This is a genomic window from Pseudomonas sp. PDM19, from assembly GCF_014852215.1.
Classification (GTDB): domain Bacteria; phylum Pseudomonadota; class Gammaproteobacteria; order Pseudomonadales; family Pseudomonadaceae; genus Pseudomonas.
This window is the reverse complement of sequence record NZ_JACVBG010000003.1, coordinates 1179001-1202350: the sequence shown is the minus strand read 5'-3', so window position 1 is coordinate 1202350 and position 23350 is coordinate 1179001. Positions and strand designations below refer to the sequence as shown.

Genomic DNA, 23350 nt, shown 5'->3' with positions numbered 1-23350 from the left:
CGCGCATGGCGCGCCGCTACAGGGAAATCCCGTCAGTAATCGTCGCGCTTGCGGAACGCCCAGCGCCCGGCCAGACCGGTGAAGCTGGCCACCAGCACCACCAGGATCCAGAAACCTTCCGGGTCGCCGGAAAAGGGAATGCCACCGACGTTCATGCCGAAGAAGCCGGCGATGATGTTGATCGGCAGCGCCAGCACCGTGACCACGGTGAGGGTGAAAAGCGTGCGGTTGCTCTGCTCGTTGATCTTCGCGGCGATCTCTTCCTGCAGCAGCTTGATGCGTTCGCCCAGCGCGGTGAGGTCGTTGATCACCAGGGAGAACTCCTCGGTAGCCTCGCGCAATACGCGCACATCGTCCTCCGTCAGCCACATCGGTGGGCGGTTGAGCAGGCGCATCAGCGAGCCCGGCTCCAGCGCCAGCAGGCGCTGCAAACGCACCAGCACGCGGCGCATGGCACCCAGGTCGGCGCGGCTGGCGGAGAGGCGCGAGGACAGCAGCTGGTCCTCGATGCGGTCCACGCTGATGCTGGTCTCGCGAACGATGCGGGTGAGGATTTCACCCTGGTCGCGCAGCAGGTGGATCAGCAGCTCCAGTGGCGAGTTGAAGCTCTCGCCGTGCTTCACCGAAGAACGCAGCGTGTCCACCGAGCGCAGCGGCTGCGCACGGGCGGTGACCAGCAGGCGACCACGGGCGCAGACCCAGAGGGTGGCGACATCCGAGGACATGCGACTGCCGAAGTCGAATACCACGTCGTTGACCACCGCCAGCAGCGCACCGTCCACATGCTCGATGCGGGTGGAGCGCGAGCCTTCGCGCAGGGTCTCGAAGAAGTAGTCGGGCAGCTCCAGGTGCGACTTCATCCAGCGCTCGCAGGCCGCGTGCGCCAGGTTCAGGTGCAGCCAGAGGAACTCGTCCGCCGCTCGCGGCTCCTGCAGACGCTGCAGGGCGGTGGGCGAATCGATCTCGAGCCCTGGCTGACCGGGGCGAAAGCTGAAGCCATACAGCAGGCCGAACAGGTCGGAATCCTGATGGTTCTGGACGATGCTGTGGTTCATGGGACCCCGCTGAACCTGGGATATCTGACGTAGGGCGAATGACCGCTTGCGGTCATCCGCCATGGCGGATGAGGCGTTCCGCTTCATGCGCCCTACGAAAGCCGCGTCGCCCTTCCGGTGTTATCAGAACCGGGTGAACGGCAGATGACAGCCCCGTGTCAGCCGAACAGTGCGGCAACAGTGCGTTCACCCAGCGCCGGGCCGATGCTCATGCCCACGCCGGTGTGCATCAGCACGGCGCTGATGCCGTCGGCGGCCTGCAGCACCGAGAACGGTCCTGGCCCGCGCGAGCCGTAGACGCCCTGCCAGCGTTCGACAACCTCGACGCGCATGCCCAGCGTGTCCTCGGCCAGCTCCAGCATCAGCCGGTCGACGAATTCGGCGTTGAACGGCGCGGCGTCGCTGCCGTAGTGGTGGGAATCGCCGATGATCAGCTCGCCATGGGGCGTCGGGCTGACCAGCAAATGGATGCCCTGCTCTTCCAGCTCCGGCGTTTCGCGGCGGATCTGCTCGCGCACCGCTTCGGCCTCGGGCAGGTCGGAGAAGGCGCCGTAATGCACGCAGCTCAGGCCGGTGAGGATCGAATGGGAAAGACCGATGTCGACCTGCGGGCGGGCGCGCAGCATCTGCAGCCGGCATACCTGCGGCTCCAGCGGCGCGATGACCTCGGCCAGCAGCGTCTGGTAATCGTGGCCGGAGCAGACGATCACCTGCCCGGCGGTGAAGGTGCCCGCCGTGGTGCGCAGCACGCCGGTGTCGACGTCACGCACCAGGGTGGAGAAGTGGAACGCCACGCCGTGCTCGCGGCGCAGGTAGTCGATCAGGCTCGGCAGCGCCTCGCGGGAATACAGTTGCTGGTCGTCGAAACCCAGCAGTGCCGCGCGATGATGACGGAAGTGGCCCTGATAGAGGTCGTTCAGTTCGCTGCCGCGCAGCAGGCCCACGCGGTAGTCCAGTTCCCTGGCGCGACCGGCGCAGAAAGCTTCCAGCAGGTGTTCCTCGGCTTCGCTGCGGGCAAACAGCAGCGAGCCGTTGCGCCGCAGGGAGAACCCGGCGCCTTCCGCCCATTGCGCCCAGATCGGCCGGCTGGCACGGGCCAGTTCCGACATCACGCCCGGCGGCTGGCCGGTGACCAGCGCCTGGCCGAAGTTGCGCACGGAGGCGCCCAGGGGCGTGGCGGTGCGTTCGAAGACACGCACGGACAGGCCGCGGCGGGCGGCGGCGTAGGCATGGGAAAGGCCGAGGATGCCGGCGCCGACTATGGCGACGTCGCAGTGGGTCTGGGTCATGGGGATAAGTTCCTTGCGTATAAAACAAGCAGAAAAGCGCCTCTCCCAGCCCTGGCTACGCGCCCCGCTCCGAAGGGAGAGGGGACCCTCCTCTGCCGAGAAAAGTTACGAGTTCATCCTGGTGTTCTAGGTGCAACCTTCAGAGCGAATGCACTTTCAGTCGCGCGTTGTCCTGCCCTCTTGGGTTCCACGACTGCACCAACCTCGAACCAGCACACCGGACAGCCCCCTCTCCCCTCGGAGCGGGGCGCGTAGCCAGGGTTGGGGAGAGGGAGCCGCCAGTGCCGAATATCAGTCGAACCTTACTTCTGCGCGACCTTCTCCGACTTGCCGTCATAGCGCTTGCGCCACTCGGCGAGGATCTCGTCGCGGTTCTTCGAGGCCCAGGCGAAGTCGTTCTTGATCAGGCGCTGTTCGTAGTCGGCCGGCAGTTCGGTCTGCGGCTTGGCGATCCCGGGCTGGGCCAGCACGGCGAAGTTTTCCTTGTACAGCTCCATGGCCTTGGGGCTGGCGGAGAAGTCGGCGAGTTTCTTCGCGGCGGCTTCGTGCTGGGTGCCCTTGACGATGCCGGTGGCTTCGATTTCCCAGCCCAGGCCTTCCTTCGGCAGGACGATGTCCAGCGGCGCGCCCTGGCGCTTGAGCTGCACGGCCGGGTACTCGAAGGAGATGCCGATCGGGAACTCGCCGGCGGCGGCCAGCTTGCACGGCTTGGAGCCGGAGTGGACGTACTGGCCGATGTTCTCGTGCAGGGCATCCATGTAGGCCCAGCCCTGCTTCTCGCCGAAGGTCTGCAGCCAGGCGGAGACGTCGAGGAAGCCGGTGCCCGAGGAAGCCGGGTTCGGCATGACGATCTTGCCCTTGTACTCGGGCTTGGTCAGGTCCTGCCAGCTCACCGGCTTCTCCAGACCGAGCTTCTCGGCCTCGACGGTGTTGAAGCAGATGGTGGCGGCCCAGACGTCCATGCCGACCCACGCCGGCGGGTTGGCCGGGTCGCGGTAGTTCTTGCCGATGGCGTCCAGGTGCTTGGGTGCGTACTTCTCCAGCATGCCCTGCTGGTCGAGGATGGCCAGGCTGGAAGCCGCCAGGCCCCACACGGCGTCGGCCTGCGGGCGATCCTTTTCGGCCAGCAGCTTGGCGGTGACGATGCCGGTGGAGTCGCGCACCCACTTGATCTTGATGTCCGGGTTCTCGGCTTCGAAGGCCTGCTTGTAGGCGGTCAGCTGTTCCGGTTCCAGGGCGGTGTAGACGGTCAGCTCGGTGTCGGCGGCGTGGACCTGTGCAGCGAAACCGGCAACCACGGCGGCGGCGAGGGCAAGACGTTTGAACATGTGGAGCTCCTTGGCAGTGTTGGTCTCCCGCTCGGGGCGGGTTTGTCAGGGGTTGAGCCCGGCGCACAGGCGCCGGGCGACAGCGTCCAGCGGTGTTAAGGGTTCGCGCCCGTCCTCCAGGCCTGCGAGCGGCGCAGCAAGCCGCGCGAGGCGCCGGCCAGCAGCAGCGACACGGCCGCGGAAGTGAGCAGGATCAGGGTCGACATGGCAGCAGCGCCGCCGACGTTGCCGGAGTCGTCCATGTTCAGCACGGCGACGGCGGCGAGAATGGTGTCCGGGTTGTAGAGGAAGATCGCCGCCGAGACCGTGGTCATCGCCGAGACGAACAGGTAGCGGGTGATGTCCAGCAGCGCCGGCAGGCAGATCGGCACGGTGACGCGCAGGTAGTGGCGCCACAGCGGCATCTTCAGCGACAGCGCGGCAGCCTCGAACTCGCCGTCGAGCTGGCGCAGCGCGGCGGTGGCGGTCATCTGCGCGGTGGTCAGGTAGTGGGCAATGGTGCACACCACCAGCAGCGCCATGCTGCCGTAGAACACGTGCAGCGGGTTACCCGGCAGGTTGAAGAAGAACACGTAGCCCAGACCCAGCACGAGGCCCGGCACGGCCATCGGCACGAAGCACAGCATGCGCAGCAGTTGGCTCAGCCAGCGCTGCTCGCGGGTCTTCTCGATCAGGTAGGCACCGGTGAAGATCAGCGCGCTGCCGATTATCGCGGTGCACGCGGCCATGGTCAGGCTGTTGCGGTAGGCCAGCCAGCCGCCGCCGGCGGTGGTGTTGAAGTCGTAGTGGTTCAGCGACAGCGAGAGGTTATAGGGCCAGAACTTCACCAGCGAGGAATACACGGCCATGCCCAGCACGCCCAGCAGCACCGCGCTGATCAGCACGACGATGGCGAGGAAGGCACCGTCGCGGCGACGCGACGGCTTGGGATGGTAGACCTGCGCACGGCCGCTCATGGCGTCGCCCTGGCGACGGCGCAGCCAGGTGTCGACGGCGAAGCTGAGCAGTGCCGGCAGCAGCAGGATCATGCCGATCTGCGCGCCACGGCCGAACTGCTGCTGGCCGACCACTGCCTTGTAGGCTTCCAGCGCCAGCACCTGGTAGTCGCCGCCTACCACGACCGGCACGCCGAAGTCGGTGATGGTCAGGGTGAACACCAGGCAGAAGGCGGCGAACACACCCTGGCGCGAGGCCGGCCAGGTAATGCTGCGGAAGGCCTTCCAGGGCCCGGCGCCCATGCTCGAGGCGGCGTCGAACAGGCGCGCATCGGCCAGCGACAGCGCCGACAGCAGGATCATCAGCGCATGGGGGAAGGTGTAGATAGCCTCGCCGAGGACGATGCCCCAGAAGCCGTAGATGTTGTCCGGCAGCAGGTGGCGCAGCAGGCCCTGGTTGCCGAACAGGTAGATCAGCGCGATGCCCGGTAGCATCGACGGCGCCAGCAGCGGCAGCAGGGAAATCCCGCGCCACAGGCCCTTGGCCGGGATGAGCGTGCGTTGCAGCGCGTAGGCGAACAGATAGGCAGCCGGCACGACGATGCACGCCACGCTCAACGAAACCTTCAGACTGTTGCCCAGCAGCCAGTGGAAGTTGTCGCTGCGCAGCAGCTCGCCCATGGCTGCCAGGCCGCCGCCCTGCCCTGCTTCGCCGCTGAAGCCGCGCCAGAAGATGGCCAGCAGCGGCATCAGCACCGCGAGAGTGAGCAGGAGCAGCAGCAGGTACTTGCCGCCGCGGACGAACAGGCGATCACCCAGATCGCCGCGAATCTTGCCGGCGGACAGCGCCGGGCTGTGTTTCACCACGGCTTCCATCTCAGGCGAACACCTGCAGGCTGCGGGGCGGCAGCGACACCCAGATGTCCGGGGTGCCCAGGCGCGGCATGTCCTCGGGCGCCAGCTCGGCGAGCAGCGCGTGGCCCGGCAGCTGCTCGAGCTCGAAGCTCATGCGGCAGCGGTTGCCAAGGAAGGTGATCTCGCGGACCTGCGCGCGGAACAGGTTTTCCTGGTGCACGGCGGGGTTCACGCTGATCGCTTCCGGGCGGCAGAACAACCGGCCCGAGGCGCTCGGTGCCTGGCAGTGCAGGCGCAGATTGAGGCTGCCGACCCGCGCGTGACCGTCACTGCCGCGCTCGAAGGGCAGCCAGTTGCCCTGGCCGACGAACTCGGCGACGAAGGGCGTGCTCGGGCTGCTGTAGATCTCCTGCGCCGTGCCGTACTGCTCGATGCGCCCGTGGTTCATCACCGCGATGCGGTCGGCCATCAACATGGCCTCGTCCTGGTTGTGGGTGACCATCACGGTGGTGATGCCCAGGCTCTTCTGCAGCTGGCGCAGCTCGCCGCACAGGTGTTCGCGGACGCGGGCGTCCAGCGCCGACATCGGCTCGTCGAGCAGCAGCAGCGACGGGCTCGGCGCCAGCGCGCGAGCCATGGCGACGCGCTGCTGCTGGCCACCAGAGAGCTGGCCGGGGTACTTCTTCTCACTGCCGCTGAGGCCGACCAGCTCGAGCATCTCGGCGACGCGGCGGCGCGCTTCATCCTTCGAAGCGTTGGCCAGGCCATAGGAGATGTTCTGCTCGACCGTGAGGTTGGGAAACAGCGCGTAGGACTGGAACAGGATGCCGTAGTCCCGCGCCTGCGGCGGCAGGTTCGAGACATCGCGCAGGCCCAGGTGCAAGGTGCCCTCGTCCTGCTGCTCCAGCCCGGCAATGCAGCGCAGCAGGGTGGTCTTGCCGCAGCCGGAAGGGCCGAGCAGGCACACCAGCTCACCGGCCTTGACGTCCAGCGACACGCCGTCGAGAGCGACGAACTGACCGAAACGTTTGCGGATGTGGCGCACGCTGAGCGGCGTGCCGGCAACGGTGGGATGCATGGCGGTACCTCGTATTCTTGTGGTCCACGCCGCGTGAGCCGTGACGTGAAGGAACGAGGTCCATGCTAGGGAGCGATTGCGACGACACTATTGCTAAAGGGCCAAGTGCGCCGATAGATCCATAGGCAGATTTGGGTATGGGGGCGAAGATTTTTTGGAAGTGGCGGTGTTGAGCGGGCAAACGTAGGGCGCATAACCCGGAACGGGTTATCCGCCAATACCCATGTGGCGGATAACGCTGGCGCGTTATTCGCCCTACGAACTGCCACCTTGCCCGGCGCCCTGCCGTCCTAGCCGGTGAACACCATCCTACGTTCGTGCGTCGCTCTGACTTCGGTGGGGAGGGAAACTCTGATCGCGGGCATGGCCCGCTCCTACACAGGAATCGGTTCTACACCTGCGCCAACGCCAGAAACGCGCTCGGCAGGCGCGCCTGCCGCCGGTCCTTCAGGCAATACAGGTACTCGTCGATCAGGCTGGCGCCCTTGATCTCAAGCACGCACAACTGCGGGTTATCCGGCACTTCCTGGCGGGCGATGATGCTCACGCCCAGGTTGCGGATCACTGCCTCGCGGATCGATTCGCGGCTGCCGATCTCCAGCATCGAGGCGGGTGTCACCCCCGCCTGCTGCAACATCGCTTCGGTCAACTGGCGGGTGGTAGAACCCGCCTCGCGCATCAGCAGGCAATGGCTGCGCAAGTCGCCCAGGCTCACCGACTGCAGCGCCGCCAGCGGGTGGCTGCGGTGTACCGCCAGCACCAGCGGATCGCTGCCCAGCACCACGCGGGTCAGGCGCGCGTCGTCCACCTGCTGCGAGGAGGCCGCCAGGTCCACCCGGCATTCGATCAGCGATTCGAGCACCTGCTGGGAGTTGCCGATCTCCACCGACACTTCGATCTGCGGGAAGCGCTCGCGAAAGTTCTTGATCAGCCCGAGCACGTAATAAGGAGAGGTGGCGCCGATGCGCAGCGCGCCCTGCATCTGCCCGCAGTTGCGCAGGTAGAACTCGATGTCGGCTTCCTGCTGTAACAGCGTCTCGACCATCGGCAGCAGACGCGAGCCCTCGTCGCTCAGGGTCAGGCGACGGCCGCCGCGATAGAACAGCTCCACCGCATACTGGCTCTCCAGGTTGCGGATCTGCGTGGTCACGGTCGGCTGGCTGAGGCCGAGCTTCTTCGCCGCCTGGGTGATGCTGCCCAGCTTCGCTACCCGGTAGAACGCCTTCAATTCCGCGCTCAGCATCGACCGATCCGCCTTTTCGAAAAATTCATCAACAGTTTTTCTCGGCGCTGCCGGCAAACCGGCGCCAGCCCACTGACGACGCGGCCTGCAGCCAGGCGACAAAACACCCAAAAAGGTCAATGTACCTGACCTGTATCACTGGCAACACCAGTTGTCGCTGGACAGCCCGGACTTGAGCGACTTTCATTGCCCTTGGAAAAATCCCACACGGAAAACCGAAGGCGGCCCCACAAGGGTGCGCCCAAGGAGCAATTGATGAAGTACAAAGTCACCATGGTTTTCGGAACCCGTCCGGAAGCCATCAAGATGGCCCCCCTCGCCCGCGTCCTCCGCCGTACCCCGGAAATCGAGCTGCGCATCTGCTCCACCGGCCAGCATCGCGAGATGCTACAGCAAGTGCTGGACTCCTTCGAACTCGAGGTGGATGAAGACCTCGACGTCATGACCCAGGGCCAGACGCTGAACAGCCTGTCCCTGCAGATGATGGGCAAACTGGACGACAGCTACGACCGCCATCGTCCGGACATCGTGCTGGTCCACGGGGATACCACCACCAGTTTCATCGCCGCCCTGACCGCCTTCCACCGGCAGATCCCGGTGGGCCACGTCGAGGCCGGCCTGCGCACCGGCAACATCCACCAGCCCTGGCCGGAGGAAGCCAACCGCCGCCTCACCGCGGTGATCGCCGACCTGCACTTCCCGCCGACCAAGGCCTCGCGCGACAACCTGCTGCGCGAAGGGGTGAACATCGACCAGATCGAGGTCACCGGCAACACGGTGATCGACGCCCTGCTGTGGATGCGCGAGCACCTGCACGAGACCGGCTGGAAACCCGCCATCGACTCGCCCCTGGCCAAGTTCACCGGGGACCGCCGCCTGGTGCTGATCACCGGCCACCGCCGGGAGAACTTCGGCAAGGGCTTCGAGCGCATCTGCCAGGCCCTGGCCGAGCTGGCCCAGCGCTTCCCCGAGGTGGACTTCGTCTACCCGGTGCACCTCAACCCGCAGGTGCAGAAAGCCGTCTACGGCCTGCTCTCGGACAAGCCGAACATCCACCTGATCGCCCCGCAGGACTACCAGCACTTCGTCTGGCTGATGGACCGCGCATACATCATCCTCACCGACTCGGGCGGCATCCAGGAGGAAGCGCCGGCGCTGGGTAAACCACTGCTGGTGCTGCGCCGCGTCACCGAGCGCCCGGCCGTGCTGGAAGGCGGCACCGTGGTGCTGGTGGGGACCAACACCGGACGCATCGTCAGCGAAGCCAGCCATCTGCTGCGCGACGAGGAAGTCTACGAGCAGATGAGCCGGGTATTCAGCCCCTACGGCGACGGCCATGCCAGCGAGAAGATCGTCGCCCGGCTGCTGTCCTGGTTCGGTGAAACACGCACGACAAGCGAGTTCGAATGAGCCTCGAACTGGTCGATATCCTCACCTACGTTCTCTATGCCCTGAAGTACCTGGCGATCATCCTCGCCGCGCTGATGTTCCTGCTCGGCCTGGATGACCTGTTCATCGACCTGGTGTACTGGGGCCGGGTGCTGGTGCGCCGCTTCCGTATCTACAACCGCTTCGACCGGGCCGACGAGGAACGCCTCTTCGCCGCCCCGGAAAAGCCGCTGGCGATAATGGTGCCGGCCTGGAACGAGGTCGGCGTGGTGGGCGAGATGGCCCGCCTGGCGGCCTCCACCCTGGACTACGAGAACTACCAGATCTTCGTCGGCACCTACCCGAACGATCCGCAGACCCAGGCGGACGTCGATGCGGTGTGCCTGCACTACCCCAACGTGCACAAGGTGGTCTGCGCGCGCCCCGGCCCGACCAGCAAGGCCGACTGCCTGAACAACATCATCGACGCGATCCTGCGCTTCGAGGCCGACGCCCGCATCGAATTCTCCGGCTTCATCCTGCATGACGCCGAAGACGTCATCTCGCCGCTTGAACTGCGCCTGTTCAACTACCTGCTGCCGGCCAAGGACCTGATCCAGATCCCGGTCTACCCCTACGCCCCGGAATGGACCGGCTTCACCGCCGGCCACTACGTCGACGAGTTCGCCGAGAACCACGGCAAGGATGTGCCGGTGCGCGAGGCGCTGACCGGCCAGGTGCCCAGCGCCGGCGTCGGCACCTGCTTCAGCCGCCGCGCCATCGCCGCGCTGCTCGAAGACGGCGACGGCATCGCCTTCGATGTGCAGAGTCTCACCGAGGACTACGACATCGGCTTCCGCCTCAAGCAGAAGGGCATGAAGTGCATCTTCGCCCGCTACTCCATCACCGACCCGCAGCTGGCGCTCAAGAGCGACTGGGTGCCGGGCATGGACCGGCGCTTCTCCCAGGTCATCTGCGTGCGCGAACACTTCCCGCGCACCTGGCAGCACGCCATCCGGCAGAAGTCCCGGTGGATCACCGGGATCGTCTTCCAGGGCACGCGCAACCTGGGCTGGAGCAGCAAGGGCATGCTCAACTACTTCCTCTGGCGCGACCGCCGGGGGCTGATCGCCTACCTGCTGAGCTTCCTGGTCAACCTGCTGTTCCTGGTGCTGATCACCATGTGGCTGATCACCAGCCTGTCGCCCAACGCCTGGCGCTTCCCGTCGATCCTCGAAGGCAGCCAGTTGCTGGTGGTGCTGCTGTTCCTCAACGGCTTGATGCTGCTCAACCGGCTGTTCCAGCGCTTCTGGTTCGTCACTCGCTTCTACGGCATCTTCGAGGGGCTGCTGTCGGCGCCGCGGATGATGTGGAGCAACTTCGTCAACTTCTTCGCCAACCTGCGCGCACTCAAGCAGGTGATGGAGATGGGCGATTCGCGCCGGGTCGCCTGGGACAAGACCACCCATGAATTCCCCGCCCTCGCCGGCCCGCAGCGCACGCCGCTGGGCCAGCGCCTGGTCGCGCAGGGCCTGATCACCGAAGAACAGTTGCAATCAGCACTGACCAGCCCGGTCCGTCGCCGCCTGGGCCGCGAGCTGCTGCTGCGTGAGCTGATCACCAGCACCCAACTGGTCACCACCCTGGCCGAGGAACTGGGTGAGGAATGGGCGCCGCTCAACCCCTTCACCCTCGACGAGAAGCTGATCGAAGCCCTGCCGCGCAAGCTGGCGCTGCGCTATGCAGTGCTGCCGGTGGCCATCGACGGCAACACCCTGGTCCTGGCCAGCGAGCAGCAGATCAGCCAGGTTTCCCTCGGCGCCATCAGCCGCCAGCTCAAGCGCCCGGTGCGCGGTCGCCTGGCTCCCCAGGGTCGCGTCACCCTCGGCTTGCGCCACTGGTACGGCAGCCGTAACCAGACCGACGAAACCCGCGCCATCGTCGATGCGCTCCGTCAGCGCCAGGGCGACGAGTCGCTGATGGAACGCCTGTGCGGGCACGTGGTGATGTTCGGCACCCTGCTGCAGGTTCGTGGGATGGTCCCGCCGAGCCTGTTCAACCAGGCCCTGATCGATTTCGACCCGGAGCAGGACTCCCTCGGCGAACACCTGATCAAGCGCGGCATGATCACCCAGCAGGTGCTCGAGGAAGCCCTCAAGGAACAGGCCAGCGAACAGCACGAGGCCTATCGCATTGCCCGGGAGGCCGTGTGAAACCGCAACAACCCCTGCTTTACGGCCTGATCCTGGCGAGCTTCGCCGCCCCGCTGGCGCAGGCCGCCGATGACCAGCTCACGGAGTTCCAGCGCTTCCGCAGCTTCCCCTACCTCGACAAGGGCTACAAGGAAGCGAAGAAGAGCAACTGGGCGGAAGTCGAACGCCTGATGCGCCACCTGCTGGGCCGCGTGCCGAACAACACCGAGGCACGCTCCCTGCTGATCCAGTCCCTGGCCAAGCAGCGGCGTTTCGACGATGCCGAGAAGGAAGCCCAGGCACTGGCCGGCACCGATGCCGGCGCGCAGGCCCTGACCGAACTGCGCCTGGACCTGATCGAGAACGGCCCACCACCCGAAGCCCAGATCAATCAGTGGCTGGCCCACACCAGCAACGCCAACGAGCGCGTACGCCTGTGGCAAGCCTACAGCCTCAAGCTCGGCCAGACCCAGGGGGCCGCCAAGGCGCTGGACTGGCTCGGCAGCCTGCCACCGGGCAACGATGGCCGCGTGCTGCGCGAGGCCCGCGCCAACTGGGCCGAACAACTGCGCGACTGGGACACCACCATCGCCCAGCTGGCTCCGCTGGCCACCGCTCACCAGCTCTCCGCCGATGACTGGCGTCGCCTGGCCAACGCCTATGCCCAGCGCCTGGAAGAAAAGCCGCTGGAGCAGTTGATCCAGCAGGCCCCCGACGCCAACGCCGCGCGCCAGGCAAGACTGGCGATCATCGACCGTGCCATCGCCGTCGATCAGACCGAGGTGGCCAAGCGCTGGTTGCTCACCCTGCCGGAGCAGGACCGCAACGACCCGACACGCCAGGCGCAACTGCTGGAGGTCGCCCGCGACAGCGCCGACACCTCGCTGGTGACCAAGCTCAGTGACCAGCAGAATCGGCCGTGCCTGGAAACCACCGAATGGCTATCACGCCACGACCAGGCAGCGGCGCTGGCGAAGCTGCAGCAGTGCAAGCCGGCAGACGACCCGAAGACCTGGCTGGTGCTGGCCCAGCGCCTGGACGCCACCGACCTGCTGGAAAACACCCGGCTTCCCGAACCCTGGGACACCGCCCGGCGCGACCAACTGGTGGACTCCTGGCGGCGCCAGGGGCGCACCGATCTGGCGCTGGCCTGGCTCTCGCGCCAGCCACAGACACCCGACACCGTACGCCAGCGCGCCGAGCTGCTGCAGGCCCGTGGCCGCACCGGCGAAGCGGCGGCACTGTGGGAACAACGCTACCGCCAGACCGGCGACCTAAAGGCGCTGGATCAGGCCAGCTACCTCGCCCTCAACGCCGGGCGCACCGAACGCGCCAAGCAACTGCTGGAGAGCGCCTACGACCGCCGCGGGGGCAACCTGCCTCCTGCGCTGCTTCAGCGCCTGGCCGGCATTCACGCGCGCAGCGACACGCCTCTGGATGTCGCGCGCATCGAAGCCCTGCTGCCCAAGGCCGATCCGGTCTCGCGCGGCTACCTGCTCGGCCGCCTCGCCGAAGCCGGGCGCTGCGACGCCCTGCAACGCTACCTGAGCCCGGACTCCAACACCCCCGGCGAGCTACGCGCCCTCGGCCGCTGTTCCATGCCCGCGCGGCCCGGCGAGGCGGTGGTCTACTACCAGGCCGCGATCGCCCACGGCGACAAGCAAAGCCAGCTGCCACTGGCCTATGCGCTGGAAGCCGCCGGCGACCCGGCCGGCGCGCTGCGCATATTCAACGCCCTGCCCGCCAGCGAACTCAACGACAACGCCCGTCTCACCGCCAGCCGCGCCGCGTTGCTCACCAACGACAATGCCGGCGCCGAACGCTACTGGCAGCAGGCGAAGAAAGGCAGCGCGGACGACTGGGCACTGGGCGCCAACATTGCCGACGCCCGCGGCGATTACCCCGAAGCCCTTTCGCGGCACCGCGAGGCCCTGCAGCACCAGCCCAACGGCCAGCACTTCTACAACGCCGCCGGCAGTGCACAGAAGGCCGGGGACACGCAGCAGAGCAAACTCTGGCTGGCCGAGGCGGTACGCCGCGAACCGGACAATCCGCGCTTCCGCGCCGACTACGGCATGCGCCTGGCCGGCACCGACACCCCGGAAGAACGCCGCACCGCGATCCCCTACCTGGAGCGTGCCACCCGCGACTACCCCGAGGACTTCCGCCTGGGCGAAACCCTCGCCTGGCGCTATGACGAAGCCGAAGACAGCTTCGCCGCCCGCCGCGAGCTGCGCCGGGTGATCGATCTGGAACAGGACCCGGTCGCCGCCGATGACGAGTACGGCAGCCTGGAAGCCCGCCGCTTCCGCCAGCGCCGCGCGCACCAGGTCATGTCCCAGCGCGACAACCTGACCATCGCCAGCACCTGGTCGCCGGCCGGCGTCACCACGGTGCCGATCCTCAATGGCGACACTCAGACCGGCGACCGCCGCCGCGCGCAATCGCAGAACCTGCAGACCTTCATCTGGGACCACGCCCTGGGCGAGGAGCCGACCCGCAACGGCAGCACCCTCTCGGTCTATGGCCGGGCGATCGCCGGCAACGAAGGACGCAAGCAGTACACCCAGACCCTCGCCGCGGGCTTCGGCCTGCGCTACAAGCCCTTCGGCGACTACAACCTCAACCTCTACAGCGAGCTGTACAAGCAGAACACCGTGAACGACGACGGCGATTCCGACTACGCCTTCGACGGCATCCGCCTGCACGAGATCGGCACCCCCGAGAAGTTCGAGCGCTATGTGCGCCAGCGCGACAAGTACGGCCAGACCTCGACAGACTTCCTGCTGCGCGCCACCGCCTCCTTCCTCGACCAGGGCGAGTACCGCAACGACTGGCGAGTCGACGAGAGTGACTGGGACGAGCGCTTCCTCTACACCGACTTCGCCTGGTGGACCCACGCCGGCGATCACCAGTGGGTCTCGCGCTACCAGCAGGGCCACACCTGGAAGCTGCCGGTGGACTCGCCGCAGACGATCATGCCGTACGGCTTTGCCGAGTTCTCCGCGCAGGACCCGAGCAACGACTGGCGCCAGGACCTGCGCAGCGGCGTCGGCCTGCGCTGGCAGTACTGGTACGGCGAGGACCGCTACAACGCCTACCGCGCCCACGTCACCGTGCGCACCGAGTACCAACTGGGCATGGCGGGCAATCTCTACGAACAGGCCAACGGCTGGCTGGTGGGACTCGAGGTGAACTTCTGATGCGACGTCTGATTTTCGCCCTGGCCCTGCTGTGCTCCGCCGCCACGGCGCACGCCGATGACCGTTTGTTCTACCAGCCGCTGAATGTCGATGCTGCACTGAGCGACGCGCAGTGGCAGCAGATCTGGCGCGCCAGTGCGGCCCAGGGTGCGAAGACCCTGATCGTGCAGTGGACCGCCTATGGCGACTCCGACTTCGGCGGTGCCAACGGCTGGCTCGCACGCTCCCTGAAAAGCGCCCACGACAACGGCCTGCAACTGGTCCTCGGGCTGTACATGGACCCGGCCTACTACCAGCGCCAGAGCGAGCTGGACACGCCCGGCCTGGAGGCCTACTGGCAGCATCAGCTGGGCCGCTCCCTGGCGCAGCAACGGCAGGTGAGCGAGCAGTGGAAACTGCCCGTCGCCGCCTGGTACCTGCCGATGGAACTGGACGACTGGCACTTCCAGGCCGCCGAGCGCCGCCAGGCCCTGCAGCATCAGCTCAAGGACTTCGCCGGCCAGTTGAAGGCGTCGCTGCAGCTGAGCGCCTTCTCCGGCGGCAAGCTGGCACCGCAAGTGTATGGCGACTGGCTGGGGCAGATTGCCGGGCTCGGCGTGCAGGTCTGGTGGCAGGACGGCGCCGGCACCGGCGCGCTACCCGAGCGCGTGCGCCAGGCTTACGCCGCCGCCCTGCCCTGCCCGGTCGGCATCGTCCGCGAAGCCTTCCGCCAGACCAGTGCCGCCGGCCAGCCTTTCCATGCCGAACCTGCCGCGCCTTCCAGCGCGTCCACCGGCTGCCACGCCAGCGCCGTGTTCGAGGTGCGCTATCGGCCCTGGGGCAAGGCGCTGCTGGACAACCAGCGCGCGCATCCCAGCACCTCCGCAACGCCCTGAAACATCCCCCACCCGATGCCCGCCGCACGCTAGCGCGGTGGGCATCGGGTTCGGCTATTCTCGCGCGAGCGATCCCACACGCGCACAGGGCGGTTCATGTTCAAGACCATCGAGTCCGAGATACTCAAGCAAAGCGTCCCGGCCGGGATCAGGGCCGAATTCCTCCAGCACGATTTCGAGCGACTCCACGGGCTCAGCCTGCTGATCTTTGCCGTGAGCGCCGCCATGTGGCTGCTCTTCGACCTCATCGTCAGCTTCCAGGCCGGCCAGGGTTTCACCTACGTCTCGGTGCTCTTCCTCGGTGTGTTCTTCCTCATCACCGTGGTGGCCAGCTTCGTACGCAAGGCGGTGCACTTCTACTGGCTCAACCTGGCCTTCGTCATCACCTTCAGCCTCGGCGCACGCCTGGTGATCGACGGCTTGCCGGAGCCACTGCGCCCTGCCTGGCTGGTGATCGCGGCCGCCACGGTGCTCTACAGTGCCACCGCGATGCCGCTGAACAATCTCGCCTTCTATTCCGTGCTGGTAGTGACCTGGACCTTCCTCAACCCGTTGCTGGGCGATGTGCCGGCCCTGGACGCGCGGCGCAGCATGCTGGTCTGCTACCCGCTGTTCATAAGCGCGCTCTCGGTCTATATCTTCCACCACCTGAGCAAGGCCAAGCTGTACAACTACGCCATGGCCCGGCTGCTGCTGGACCAGGCCTACCTCGACGTGCTCACCGGCATCCCCAACCGACGCTCCTTCATGACCCGCGTCGGCCAGCGCCTGGGAGGCGACGGCGAGCAGCGCTACCTGGTGATGATCGACATCGATCACTTCAAGCGGGTCAACGACACCTACGGGCATGACATCGGCGACGAAGTGCTGACCCGCGTCGCGCGCGCCATCCAGCATGAAATGCAGGACTTCGAATTCGCCCGCCTGGGCGGCGAAGAGTTCGGCCTGTACCTGTGGGGGATCAGCGTGGAGGAGGCTCAGTCACGGGTCGAGCAGTTGCGCCGCGTGACCGCCGAGCTGCCCGGCACGCCCAGCGTCACCATCAGCTTGGGGCTGGCCCATCTCACCGCCGACGGCACCCTCAGCCAGGCGCTGATCAAGGCCGACCAGGCCCTGTACGACGCCAAGCACAACGGGCGCAACCGGGTGACCTATTCGCCCTGATGACCACCCCGGGCAGAAACGAAAAAGGCCCGCAGATGCGGGCCTTGGCGTACTGGTGTCCCGGAGAGGGGTCGAACCTCCAACCTTCCCCTTAGGAGGGGGACGCTCTATCCAATTGAGCTACCGGGACAATCGGGTCGGCATGTTAACCACCGACAAGCGATTTGTCATGCCGCCGCCACCGTCGCGGTCCATAATTTCGCCGTCAGCCGGAGAATCACCATGACCACAGACGACGGCGCCCTGCCCGATTCCCCTTTCGCTACCTTCGATGTGCGCGTCGCCACGGCCGATGATGCGGCGGCGCTTGCTCCGCTGCTGCAGCAACTGGGTGCGCGTGACCCACTGCCCGACACCGCTTTGCTCGCCCTCGCCCTGAGCGACCGGCAACCGTCACGAGTGACACTGATCGCCGAGCGCGACGGAGCCTTGCTCGGCACTTGCACGCTGCACCTGATCGAACACATCGCCCACGGTTTCGCCCGCTCGGCAATCCTCGAGGACATGGTGGTGGACAGCCGCGCACGCGGCCAGGGCATCGGCCAGGCACTGATCGGCCGGGCCGTGGAATGGGCGCGGGACTGGAAGTGCTACAAGCTGGCGCTCTCCAGCCACCAGGACCGGGAAATGGCGCACCGCTTCTATGCCGCGATGGGCTTCGCGCCCCACGGCGTCAGCCTGTCGCTGAGCCTGGACTGACCTCAGCTGGCCTGGGCATCCGGCGGGGCGAGCAGGTCCAGCAGGTGGCCCACCGTGACATCCAGGGACACCGAGTTGTCCAGTTCCACCAGCGGCCCGGGCAGGCCATCGGCGAAGTGCGCATTGCGCGCCAGGCGCTCCTCGATTTCCGCCAGCGTCTCCCGCCCACGCTGGAGCAGGCGCTGGCGCAGCACCTCGGAATCGACCTTCAGCAGCACTGCGATCAGTCGCGGATAGCGACGACGGGCCTCGGGCAGGTACTTGCGCGAGCCATTGACCAGCACGTCATGGCCGGCGGCAAGCCAGGTGTCTATCTCGCGGGGAATGCCGTAGTGCAAGCCATTGGCGCGCCAGCTCATGGCGAAGGCGCCGGAGCGCTCCAGCTCGGTGAATTCGTCGACGCTCACCGAATGCGCTTCTTCACCGCGTGCCTCTGCAGAACGGGTGATGACGCGCCGGACGATCCGGCAATCCATCGCGGCCAGCGGAACGCTGGCGGCCTGCAATACGCTGTCCTTGCCGGAACCCGAAGGGCCCATCAGGAAAATCAGTCTGCCTGGGGTCATGAAACTCTCGGTGCGCCGGCGGCTCGGCGCTACTTCAATTCTGATCCGCGGGGCGGATAATACTCCGAGCCTTGTGCGATATCAGTGAAATCCCGATATCGATGCCTGCCCTCCGCCACCGCTCCTGACTCTCCACCCAGCGCTGTGCCATCATGGCAATCCGCGACGAAGTGCCCTCATCAGGCTGCCCAACGGCAGGCAGGCGCACGGTACACATCGACTACGCTGACTGGAACGGGCACTTCGCCAGCTTTCCCTTCAATTCCCATCCAAAGAAGGGTCTGCCTAGGCGGTCTCATTTCGGACGATTGGTGCTGGCATTTAGCCTTCACCCGAGACACAATATGCCGAAGGTTTGACGTCAAGTTATTGGATATTTTTTCAAAAGCTTTGACGACGCGCTGAACGGCCACTGGAAATCGCTGTCAAAGGGCCTGAACGAACGCTGACCCATGGCATCGGCCTCCCTGACTTACAGGTTTAAAGTATGCGCCCATTGAAACAGGCAACCCCCACCTACTCCAGCCGTACCGCTGACAAGTTCGTCGTACGTCTGCCCGAAGGCATGCGTGAGCGTATCGCCGACGTCGCTCGCAGCCACCATCGCAGCATGAACTCCGAGATCATCGCGCGTCTCGAACAGAGTCTGCTGCAGGAAGGTGCGCTGCAGGACAACCTGGGCATCCGCCTGGACAGCCCGGAACTCAGCCTGCACGAACGCGAACTGCTGCAACGCTTCCGCCAACTGACCCATCGTCAGCAGAACGCACTGATCGCCCTGATCGCGCACGATGCCGAGATGGCACAGAACGACGCCTGATTCGTTCGCGACACCCGAAACAGCCGGCCTTGAGCCGGCTTTTTCATGCCCGCGATTTACCGGTGCCGCATAACCACAGGCACAAAAAAGCCGCCTCGCGGGCGGCCTTTTCGGCAGGGCTGGCGTTACATCAGGAACAGCGTGGCTAGCCCAAGGAAGATGAAGAAGCCGCCACTGTCGGTCATGGCGGTGATCATCACGCTGGAGCCCATGGCCGGGTCGCGACCCAGGCGCAGCAGCGTCATCGGGATCAACACACCCATCAGCGCGGCGAGCAGCAGGTTGAGCGTCATGGCGCCGGTCATGACCGCACCCAGCTCCCAGTTGCCGTACAGGTAGAAGGCGACCAGACCGATCACTCCACCCCATACCAGGCCGTTCACCAACGCCACGCCCAGCTCCTTGCGCAGCAGGCGGTTGGCACTGCTGGTCTGGATCTGATCCAGTGCCATGGCGCGGACAATCATGGTGATGGTCTGGTTGCCGGAGTTGCCACCGATGCCGGCCACGATGGGCATCAGCGCGGCCAGCGCCACCAGCTTCTCGATGGAGCCTTCGAACAGGCCGATCACCCGCGAGGCGATGAAGGCGGTGACCAGGTTGGTGGCCAGCCACGCCCAGCGGTTGCCGACCGACTTCCAGACCGAGGCGAAGATGTCTTCTTCCTCGCGCAGACCGGCCATGTTCAGGACTTCGCTTTCGCTTTCCTCACGGATCAGGTCGACCATCTCGTCGATGGTCAGACGGCCGATGAGCTTACCGTTCTTGTCCACCACAGGGGCGGAAATCAGGTCGTAACGTTCGAACGCCTGGGCGGCGTCATAGCCGTCCTCGTCGGGGGTGAAAGTCACCGGATCGGTGGCCATGACTTCAGCCACGTCCTTGTCCGGATCGTTCACCAGCAGGCGCTTGATCGGCAGCACGCCCTTGAGCACGCCGTCGTAGTCGACCACGAAGAGCTTGTCGGTATGGCCCGGCAGCTCCTTCAGTCGACGCAGGTAGCGCAGCACCACTTCCAGGCTGACGTCGTCGCGGATGGTGACCATCTCGAAGTCCATCAGCGCGCCGACCTGGTCTTCCTCGTAGGACAGCGCCGAACGCACACGCTCGCGTTGCTGCTGGTCGAGGCTTTCCATCAGCTCGTGGACCACATCGCGCGGCAGTTCCGGCGCGAGGTCCGCGAGTTCGTCGGCGTCCATGTCCCTGGCCGCAGCGAGGATCTCGTGATCGTCCATGTCGGCGATCAGGGTCTCTCGTACGGAGTCGGAGACTTCGAGGAGGATGTCGCCGTCGCGCTCGGCCTTGACCAGCTGCCAGACCGTCAGGCGGTCATCCAGCGGAAGGGATTCGAGAATGTGGGCGATGTCGGCCGGGTGCAGCTCTTCCAGCTTGCGCTGGAGTTCCGCCAGGTTCTGGCGGTGCACGAAGTTTTCGACGAGGTCTTGATGCTGGCCTTCCTGACGATGCGTCAGGTCTTCCACCAGCTTGTGCTTGTGCAGCAGGTCGACCACCTGGTTGAGGCGGTCCTGCAGGCTTTCCTGCGGCTTCTTGGCTTCTACTTCGGTCATAGCACGCTCCACCCCCAGTGGCAGAACGGGCCAGAGGGGATCAATACATCAGGTCGTGTGTACGCAATCGGGGTTCTGAGTAACTACTGGGTAAGTCCATGGTGGTGTCCCATGCGCCCATCGAGGGCAGATGCGGGAAATGATAACACTCCGGGGTGTATTAGGCGTTACAAAATGGCGGCCAGAACAAACGCTTGCGGGCGAAAGTTCACTAGCGAATCACTGCCCGGTTCGACGCCCGAAAGCTCCCACAGGACACCCGGCTCCGACTGACAATTTCCACTCCTAGGCTGCAGGCAGGCCCGCCATCACGGAGGAAACCATGCGCCTGTCCGCCCTGCTCTGCTCACTCCTGATTCCACTGGTTCCGACCAGCGAGGCGGCCTCGGTGTTCCGCTGCACGGCGGCCGACGGCAGCGTGCTGTTCAGTCAGTATGGCTGCCCCGCGGAAAGGCAGCAGGAAATCCAGGAAGCGAACAACCCCACGCCCGGCAGCGGCGAGCCGGTGCCGATGGCGATCCCGCAGGAGTCCGCCCCACAGAAGCCGCTGACGCGCAGTAAAGGCCAGGGCAAGGAAGCCGAGCGCGAGTCCGTCGTGGTCGTTGGTGAACAGCAGAACGGCTGCGGCAACCGCGTCACCGGTAGCGCACGACGCAAGGCGATCATCGAGGGGCGCGTGAGGACGGGAATGACGCGCGGCGACGTGGAGAGCGCCCTCGGGCGGCCGGACAGGACCAGCCAGCACAACGAGACGCTGCGCTATCACTACGAGGCGGACAAGAAGCACGGTGCACGCACCGTGACCTTCGATGAGGATGGTTGCGTGATGGGCAAGGCGAAGCGCTGATTACGCTGCCCATGTTTTTCGAATGGAAAGTTTTTTGAAGGCAAAGAAAAAGGGCCTGCATTACTGCAGGCCCTTTTGTATATGGCGCACTCAGGAGGATTCGAACCTCCGACCGCTCGGTTCGTAGCCGAGTACTCTATCCAGCTGAGCTATGAGTGCGTCGTTGGCAAAGTTTAACCAGATTCACCAACTGGTTGCAGCTAATGGCTTTTCAGCCCTTCGCCACTGAAGCCCCGCTTTCGCGTTGCCTCGTATATGGCGCACTCAGGAGGATTCGAACCTCCGACCGCTCGGTTCGTAGCCGAGTACTCTATCCAGCTGAGCTATGAGTGCGCTGATGAGGGCGCAAATTCTAGGGCGATTTTTCTGACCTGTCAACAAGATTTTTCAATCTTTTCAGTCACTTACGTAACCGGACAACTCATCGCACCAGAGGATGCAATGGCGGAGAGGGGGGGATTCGAACCCCCGACACCCTTTTGAGGTGTACTCCCTTAGCAGGGGAGCGCCTTCGGCCACTCGGCCACCTCTCCGCAACACGGGGCGCATGATATCCATGTTTTCCCCGTTTGCAAAGAAAAATTTTAGAAAAATTAATGGTTTGGTTCTTGGTCTTTCTCTTTCTGGATGCGCTGGTAGATTTCCTCACGGTGCACGGCAACTTCCTTCGGCGCATTCACACCGATACGCACCTGATTACCTTTGACGCCCAGTACAGTCACGGTGACGTCATCACCGACCATCAGGGTCTCTCCGACCCGGCGTGTCAGAATCAGCATTCCTTTCTCCTTACGTGTTACGGGATAAGCAGTCTGCAAAAAAAGAAATGGTGGCAGATTCGTATAGATCAAGTGCGCGAATCCTTCACCCAAGTATTGACCAGTCCTGCCGGAAAGAAAGTTCCTGTCAGACAGTCAAAAACGACAAAAGGCGCGGGGTAGCCGCGCCTTTCGGTATATCCCGCCTTACTCGCCCTGTCGGGCCGGGGCATCGAGTTCGAAAGCGGTGTGCAGGGCACGGACCGCCAACTCGAGGTATTTCTCTTCGATGACCACGGAAACCTTGATTTCCGAGGTGGAGATCATCTGGATGTTGATGGTCTCCTTGGCCAGGGCTTCGAACATGCGGCTGGCGACACCGGCGTGGGACCGCATGCCGACACCGACGATGGAAACCTTGGCGATGTTGGTGTCGCCAGTGGCTTCGCGCGCACCGATGGTGGTGGCGGTCTGCTTGAGGATTTCCAGGGCAGCCTGGTAGTCGTTGCGGTGCACGGTGAAGGTGAAGTCGGTGGTGTTATCGTGCGCGACGTTCTGCACGATCATGTCGACTTCTACATTGGCGGCACTGATCGGGCCGAGAATCTTGAAAGCAACGCCGGGGGTATCCGGTACGCCACGGATGGTCAGCTTGGCTTCGTCGCGGTTGAAGGCGATGCCGGAGATGATCGGCTGTTCCATGGATTCCTCTTCATCAAGGGTAATGAGGGTGCCCGGACCCTCCTGGAAGCTGTGCAGCACGCGCAGCGGGACGTTGTACTTGCCGGCGAATTCCACCGAGCGGATCTGCAGCACCTTGGAACCGAGGCTGGCCATTTCCAGCATCTCTTCGAAGGTGATCTTGTCCAGGCGACGCGCCTGCGGCACGACGCGCGGGTCGGTGGTGTAGACGCCATCGACATCGGTGTAGATCTGGCACTCGTCGGCCTTCAGTGCCGCCGCCAGAGCTACGCCGGTAGTGTCGGAACCGCCACGGCCGAGGGTGGTGATGTTGCCCTGCTCGTCCACACCCTGGAAGCCGGCGACCACGACTACGCGGCCTGCTTTCAGATCTGCGCGAATGTTCGCATCGTCGATGCTCAGGATACGCGCCTTGGTGTGGGAACTGTCGGTCAGGATACGGACCTGGTTACCGGTGTAGGAAACCGCCGGCACGCCGCGCTTCATCAGCGCCATGCTCAGCAGGGCGATGGTCACTTGCTCGCCGGTGGAGACCATCACATCCAGCTCGCGCGGAATGGGCTGGTCCATGATCTGTTTCGCCAGACCAATCAGGCGGTTGGTCTCGCCGCTCATGGCGGACACCACCACGACGATGTCGTCGCCCGCTTCACGGAATTTCTTCACCTTCTCGGCTACCTGCTCGATTCTCTCGACGGTGCCGACGGAGGTCCCTCCAAACTTCTGTACGATCAAAGCCATTTCAAAAGCCGCCTGATTCCTGAAGGGCGCCCATTAAACATGCATCACCGCATGCTGCCAAGGC

The 23350-nt window shown here is 65.1% G+C and carries 18 protein-coding genes and 4 tRNA genes; 8 read left to right on the top strand and 14 right to left on the bottom strand.

Annotated features, from left to right (window positions below; genetic code table 11):
* Positions 1–32: 32 nt before the first annotated feature.
* The 6 genes from IB273_RS21475 to IB273_RS21450 form a co-directional block, all read right to left on the bottom strand.
* Positions 33–1055 carry a transporter gene (locus tag IB273_RS21475; RefSeq protein WP_081518006.1) on the bottom strand — a complete coding sequence of 341 codons (1023 nt, stop codon included), beginning with the start codon at positions 1053–1055 and terminating at the stop codon, positions 33–35.
* Positions 1056–1213: 158 nt separating this feature from the next.
* Complete coding sequence (locus IB273_RS21470) at positions 1214–2344, bottom strand: TIGR03364 family FAD-dependent oxidoreductase (protein ID WP_192224971.1); 1131 nt, start codon at positions 2342–2344, stop codon at positions 1214–1216.
* A gap of 302 nt (positions 2345–2646) precedes the next feature.
* The gene (locus IB273_RS21465; protein WP_037012373.1) at positions 2647–3672 is read right to left on the bottom strand and encodes a putative 2-aminoethylphosphonate ABC transporter substrate-binding protein; all 1026 of its coding nucleotides are present in this window, start codon (positions 3670–3672) and stop codon (positions 2647–2649) included.
* Between the two features lie 95 nt (positions 3673–3767).
* Complete coding sequence (locus tag IB273_RS21460; protein ID WP_151186391.1) at positions 3768–5483, bottom strand: putative 2-aminoethylphosphonate ABC transporter permease subunit; 1716 nt, start codon at positions 5481–5483, stop codon at positions 3768–3770.
* A gap of 1 nt (position 5484) precedes the next feature.
* Positions 5485–6540 carry a putative 2-aminoethylphosphonate ABC transporter ATP-binding protein gene (locus tag IB273_RS21455; RefSeq protein ID WP_192224970.1) on the bottom strand — a complete coding sequence of 352 codons (1056 nt, stop codon included), beginning with the start codon at positions 6538–6540 and terminating at the stop codon, positions 5485–5487.
* 391 nt (positions 6541–6931) lie between these two features.
* Positions 6932–7783 (bottom strand): LysR family transcriptional regulator, encoded by an 852-nt coding sequence (locus tag IB273_RS21450; RefSeq protein WP_192224969.1) that lies wholly within the window; start codon positions 7781–7783, stop codon positions 6932–6934.
* A gap of 255 nt (positions 7784–8038) precedes the next feature.
* Between IB273_RS21450 and wecB the strand changes: the two genes are divergently transcribed.
* The 5 genes from wecB to IB273_RS21425 all read left to right on the top strand — a co-directional run bounded on the left by wecB (position 8039) and on the right by IB273_RS21425 (position 16585).
* Complete coding sequence (gene wecB / locus IB273_RS21445; protein ID WP_081518000.1) at positions 8039–9193, top strand: non-hydrolyzing UDP-N-acetylglucosamine 2-epimerase; 1155 nt, start codon at positions 8039–8041, stop codon at positions 9191–9193.
* Positions 9190–11364 carry a cyclic di-3',5'-guanylate-activated glycosyltransferase NrfB gene (gene nrfB / locus IB273_RS21440; RefSeq protein WP_192224968.1) on the top strand — a complete coding sequence of 725 codons (2175 nt, stop codon included), beginning with the start codon at positions 9190–9192 and terminating at the stop codon, positions 11362–11364. The genes wecB and nrfB overlap by 4 nt, the downstream gene beginning before the upstream one ends.
* Positions 11361–14546, top strand: coding sequence for an NfrA family protein (locus IB273_RS21435; RefSeq protein ID WP_192224967.1), 3186 nt, complete (start codon positions 11361–11363; stop codon positions 14544–14546). Before nrfB ends, IB273_RS21435 begins: the two co-directional genes overlap by 4 nt.
* Positions 14546–15421: a DUF4434 family protein gene (locus tag IB273_RS21430; RefSeq protein ID WP_192224966.1), complete on the top strand. Its 876-nt coding sequence runs from the start codon at positions 14546–14548 to the stop codon at positions 15419–15421. Before IB273_RS21435 ends, IB273_RS21430 begins: the two co-directional genes overlap by 1 nt.
* Positions 15422–15517: 96 nt before the next feature.
* On the top strand, positions 15518–16585 hold the full coding sequence (locus IB273_RS21425; protein ID WP_192224965.1) for a sensor domain-containing diguanylate cyclase: 1068 nt from the start codon (positions 15518–15520) through the stop codon (positions 16583–16585).
* 53 nt (positions 16586–16638) lie between these two features.
* Here the strand turns inward: IB273_RS21425 and IB273_RS21420 are convergent.
* A tRNA-Arg gene (locus IB273_RS21420) sits at positions 16639–16715 on the bottom strand.
* A 92-nt stretch (positions 16716–16807) separates the two neighbouring features.
* On the opposite strand from IB273_RS21420, the gene IB273_RS21415 reads away from it, so the two are divergent.
* On the top strand, positions 16808–17284 hold the full coding sequence (locus IB273_RS21415; protein WP_192210147.1) for a GNAT family N-acetyltransferase: 477 nt from the start codon (positions 16808–16810) through the stop codon (positions 17282–17284).
* A 2-nt stretch (positions 17285–17286) separates the two neighbouring features.
* Here IB273_RS21415 and phnN read toward each other — a convergent pair whose 3' ends face one another.
* The gene (phnN, locus tag IB273_RS21410) at positions 17287–17850 is read right to left on the bottom strand and encodes a phosphonate metabolism protein/1,5-bisphosphokinase (PRPP-forming) PhnN (protein WP_192224964.1); all 564 of its coding nucleotides are present in this window, start codon (positions 17848–17850) and stop codon (positions 17287–17289) included.
* 487 nt (positions 17851–18337) lie between these two features.
* Between phnN and amrZ the strand changes: the two genes are divergently transcribed.
* Positions 18338–18670 (top strand): transcriptional regulator AmrZ, encoded by a 333-nt coding sequence (amrZ, locus tag IB273_RS21405; RefSeq protein WP_017517196.1) that lies wholly within the window; start codon positions 18338–18340, stop codon positions 18668–18670.
* Positions 18671–18795: 125 nt separating this feature from the next.
* Here amrZ and mgtE read toward each other — a convergent pair whose 3' ends face one another.
* Complete coding sequence (gene mgtE, locus IB273_RS21400) at positions 18796–20238, bottom strand: magnesium transporter (protein ID WP_081517981.1); 1443 nt, start codon at positions 20236–20238, stop codon at positions 18796–18798.
* Positions 20239–20560: 322 nt separating this feature from the next.
* Between mgtE and IB273_RS21395 the strand changes: the two genes are divergently transcribed.
* A complete protein-coding gene (locus IB273_RS21395) occupies positions 20561–21085 on the top strand; it encodes a DUF4124 domain-containing protein (RefSeq protein WP_192224963.1) in 525 nt (174 codons plus the stop codon).
* An 82-nt stretch (positions 21086–21167) separates the two neighbouring features.
* On the opposite strand, the gene IB273_RS21390 is transcribed toward IB273_RS21395, so the two are convergent.
* The 5 genes from IB273_RS21390 to IB273_RS21370 form a co-directional block, all read right to left on the bottom strand.
* A tRNA-Arg gene (locus tag IB273_RS21390) sits at positions 21168–21244 on the bottom strand.
* A gap of 97 nt (positions 21245–21341) precedes the next feature.
* A tRNA-Arg gene (locus tag IB273_RS21385) sits at positions 21342–21418 on the bottom strand.
* 109 nt (positions 21419–21527) lie between these two features.
* A tRNA-Ser gene (locus tag IB273_RS21380) sits at positions 21528–21618 on the bottom strand.
* A gap of 60 nt (positions 21619–21678) precedes the next feature.
* On the bottom strand, positions 21679–21864 hold the full coding sequence (gene csrA, locus IB273_RS21375) for a carbon storage regulator CsrA (protein WP_003085981.1): 186 nt from the start codon (positions 21862–21864) through the stop codon (positions 21679–21681).
* 186 nt (positions 21865–22050) lie between these two features.
* Positions 22051–23286 carry an aspartate kinase gene (locus tag IB273_RS21370; protein WP_081517979.1) on the bottom strand — a complete coding sequence of 412 codons (1236 nt, stop codon included), beginning with the start codon at positions 23284–23286 and terminating at the stop codon, positions 22051–22053.
* Positions 23287–23350: the final 64 nt, after the last annotated feature.

What these genes read in the sequence shown, in the direction of transcription:
- IB273_RS21455 (WP_192224970.1), bottom strand. Translation starts at nt 6,540, where the DNA reads ATGCATCCCACCGTTGCCGGCACGCCGCTCAGCGTGCGCCACATCCGC.
- nrfB (WP_192224968.1), top strand. Translation starts at nt 9,190, where the DNA reads ATGAGCCTCGAACTGGTCGATATCCTCACCTACGTTCTCTATGCCCTG.
- IB273_RS21465 (WP_037012373.1), bottom strand. Translation starts at nt 3,672, where the DNA reads ATGTTCAAACGTCTTGCCCTCGCCGCCGCCGTGGTTGCCGGTTTCGCT.
- IB273_RS21370 (WP_081517979.1), bottom strand. Translation starts at nt 23,286, where the DNA reads ATGGCTTTGATCGTACAGAAGTTTGGAGGGACCTCCGTCGGCACCGTC.
- IB273_RS21470 (WP_192224971.1), bottom strand. Translation starts at nt 2,344, where the DNA reads ATGACCCAGACCCACTGCGACGTCGCCATAGTCGGCGCCGGCATCCTC.
- phnN (WP_192224964.1), bottom strand. Translation starts at nt 17,850, where the DNA reads ATGACCCCAGGCAGACTGATTTTCCTGATGGGCCCTTCGGGTTCCGGC.
- IB273_RS21475 (WP_081518006.1), bottom strand. Translation starts at nt 1,055, where the DNA reads ATGAACCACAGCATCGTCCAGAACCATCAGGATTCCGACCTGTTCGGC.
- csrA (WP_003085981.1), bottom strand. Translation starts at nt 21,864, where the DNA reads ATGCTGATTCTGACACGCCGGGTCGGAGAGACCCTGATGGTCGGTGAT.
- IB273_RS21395 (WP_192224963.1), top strand. Translation starts at nt 20,561, where the DNA reads ATGCGCCTGTCCGCCCTGCTCTGCTCACTCCTGATTCCACTGGTTCCG.
- IB273_RS21425 (WP_192224965.1), top strand. Translation starts at nt 15,518, where the DNA reads ATGTTCAAGACCATCGAGTCCGAGATACTCAAGCAAAGCGTCCCGGCC.
- wecB (WP_081518000.1), top strand. Translation starts at nt 8,039, where the DNA reads ATGAAGTACAAAGTCACCATGGTTTTCGGAACCCGTCCGGAAGCCATC.
- amrZ (WP_017517196.1), top strand. Translation starts at nt 18,338, where the DNA reads ATGCGCCCATTGAAACAGGCAACCCCCACCTACTCCAGCCGTACCGCT.
- IB273_RS21415 (WP_192210147.1), top strand. Translation starts at nt 16,808, where the DNA reads ATGACCACAGACGACGGCGCCCTGCCCGATTCCCCTTTCGCTACCTTC.
- IB273_RS21460 (WP_151186391.1), bottom strand. Translation starts at nt 5,483, where the DNA reads ATGGAAGCCGTGGTGAAACACAGCCCGGCGCTGTCCGCCGGCAAGATT.
- IB273_RS21430 (WP_192224966.1), top strand. Translation starts at nt 14,546, where the DNA reads ATGCGACGTCTGATTTTCGCCCTGGCCCTGCTGTGCTCCGCCGCCACG.
- IB273_RS21450 (WP_192224969.1), bottom strand. Translation starts at nt 7,783, where the DNA reads ATGCTGAGCGCGGAATTGAAGGCGTTCTACCGGGTAGCGAAGCTGGGC.
- mgtE (WP_081517981.1), bottom strand. Translation starts at nt 20,238, where the DNA reads ATGACCGAAGTAGAAGCCAAGAAGCCGCAGGAAAGCCTGCAGGACCGC.